Source organism: Phenylobacterium sp. (assembly GCF_037138395.1).
Taxonomy (GTDB): Bacteria; Pseudomonadota; Alphaproteobacteria; order Caulobacterales; family Caulobacteraceae; genus Phenylobacterium.
Genome location: NZ_JBAXIM010000238.1, coordinates 1 through 2,441 on the forward strand (window position 1 = coordinate 1; position 2,441 = coordinate 2,441).

Annotated in this window: 2 protein-coding genes; both read right to left on the reverse strand. The window is 72.0% G+C overall.

Annotated features, from left to right (window positions below; all coding sequences use genetic code 11):
* Positions 1–32 precede the first annotated feature (32 nt).
* Positions 33–1,529, reverse strand: a complete 1,497-nt coding sequence (locus tag WCJ52_RS12740; protein ID WP_336903677.1) for a HAMP domain-containing sensor histidine kinase — start codon at positions 1,527–1,529, stop codon at positions 33–35.
* A 48-nt stretch (positions 1,530–1,577) separates the two neighbouring features.
* Positions 1,578–2,441, reverse strand: an 864-nt coding sequence (locus WCJ52_RS12745) for a quinone-dependent dihydroorotate dehydrogenase (protein WP_336903678.1), incomplete at its 5' end; no start/stop codon positions are given.

Genomic DNA, 2,441 nt, shown 5'->3' on the forward strand with positions numbered 1-2,441 from the left:
GGATTGCGGAGGCGGAGGTCGCCGCGGTGGGGTCAGGCCTCGGCGCGGCCGCGCCTTGCCGGGCGGGGCCCGGCGGCTGGCAGCTGGACCTCGAACACCGTGCCGGCAGGACCCGTGGCCGTGAGCGCAAGGTCGCCGCCGTGCCCCTGGACAAGCTCCCGGGCAATGGCGAGACCCAGCCCCGCCCCGTCGGGACGCCCCGAGCCCGAGAAGGGCCGGAAGATCCGGTCCCGGGCGCGCTCGGAAAGTCCCGGCCCGTTGTCGGCCAGGGTGATGAGATCGGTCTCCCCCTCGCGCCGCCAGCCCGCGCGGACGACACCCGACCTGGCCGGGGTCACGGCCTCGATGGCCTCACGGGCATTGCGCATCAGGTTGACCAGTATGCGGTGCAGCTGGTCGGGGTCGGCCTGGACCTGGACGTCGGGCAGGACTTCGCAGACGAAGAGGATGCCCTCTGGCCGATCGGTGAGCCGGCTTTCCTCTGCGGCGGCAGCCAGGGCGTCGGACAGGACCACGGGAACCGGGCTCGGCGGTGCCTCCTGGGTCTTACCATAGGCAAGGACGTCGCTGGCCAGGCGCACGGCGCGGTCGAGCGCCCGCTCAAGGCGGGGCAGGGCCTGGGCGACCCGGGGGTCGCGCACGGAGGCCAGCCGCTCCGAGGCCATCTGGGCGCTGGTCAGCATGTTGCGGAGGTCGTGGTTGATCTTGGCCACGGCCTCGCCCAGGGCAGCCAGGCGGGCCCGGGAGGCCAGGGCCACGCGCAGGTCGGCCTGCATCCGGTCAAGCTCGATCTCGGCGCGGCCGATCTCGTCCCGCCGCCCGGAGGGCTCGAGGTGGGCGGCCGGGTCGTCAGGGTCGGCCCGGAACCGCTCCATGGCCCGGGTGATCCTCTGCATGGGCCGCACCAGGAAGTAGTTCAGCGACAGGAAGACCAGGGCGCCGGCGAGGCCGGCGACGAACAGGGTGGTGAAGACCATCTGCCAGAGATAGGCCTTGAGCGCGTCCTTCAGGGGGGCGTGGGGTGCCACCACCTCGATGAACTCGGCCTCTTCCCGGAAGCGGGGCTCGGCGATCACCCGGACGGCCCGGTCGTCTCCGGCGCTGAGGGTCAGGAAGGGGGCGATCAGCCAGGAGCTGACCGCCTGCTGCCTAAGGTCCACGAAATAGGGCGCCTCGTCGCGCCGGGGGCCCTGCAGCACCAGGCGGCGGAGACCTCGGGACTGGATGGCCACCGTCTCCACCCCGGCACCAGCCAGCAGTTGGGAGGAGAGCTTCTCTGAAACGACCCGGTCTGGCGCGATTTCTGTGGCCAGGGAGGCCAGTTCGGCGGCCCGGACCCGGTCCAGCAGCCAGTTGCGCTCAAAGGCCGCCAGGGCGGGGGGCAGGATGAAGGCGCCAGCAAGGGCCACGAAGAGGGCGGTGAGCAACAGAAGGCGCGCGGACAGGCCGCCCGGCCAGAACAGTCTTCGGCCGGTTCGACCCCATCCGGCCCTTGCGGCGGCGGGTTCTGGCGCCTGGACCTCGACCATGGCCACCTCATTAGGGGAAAGCCGGCCTGCGGGCAACGCGCTGGGGGGTCAGCGGGCGCCCACGGCCTCGGCGAGGGTGCGAAAGCCATCGGCGCGCAGGCGCGCGGCGAGGTCCCGGGACAGGCGCACGGCCAGCCCCGGACCCTCGAAGACCAGGGCCGAGTAGAGCTGGACCGCAGAGGCGCCAGCCCGGATTCGGTCGTAGGCGTCCAACCCGGAAGCGATCCCTCCGACGCCGATCAGGGGAAGTCGCCCGGTGGCGGACTGGTGGAACCGGCCAAGGACCGACTGGGCCAGGTCGCGCAGGGGCGCTCCCGAAAGGCCGCCGGCCTCGCCCGCATCGGGTGAGGCCAGGGCCGGTCGGCTGAGCGTCGTGTTGGCGACGATGATTCCGGACAGGCCGAAGGCCAGAACGGTCTCGACAATGGCCTCGATCTCCGGGTCGTCGAGATCCGGGGCGACCTTCAGGAAGAGGGGGACGCGGCCGCGGGTGGGCAGGGCGTCCCGGGCCTCGGCGGTGCGGCCGAGCAGCTCCTCGAGGGCGGCCCGGGTCTGCAGGGCGCGCAGGCCAGGGGTGTTGGGGGAAGAGATGTTCAGGGTGAACCAGTCCGCCAGACCCCAGAGGCGCTTCAGGCCCGTCACATAGTCGCCGATCCGGTCGGCGGAGTCCTTGTTGGCCCCGATATTGGCACCCACGGGACCCGGTCGTCCCGGGCGGTCGAGCCGGCCGGCGAAGGCCTCAAGCCCTTGGTTGTTGAACCCCATCCGATTGATGACGGCTTGGTCGTCCGTCAGGCGGAACAGCCGCGGCCGGGGATTGCCCGCCTGGGGCAGGGGCGTGACCGTGCCGCACTCCACGAAGCCGAACCCTGCGGCCAGCATGGGTGCGAAGACTTCGGCGTTCTTGTCGAA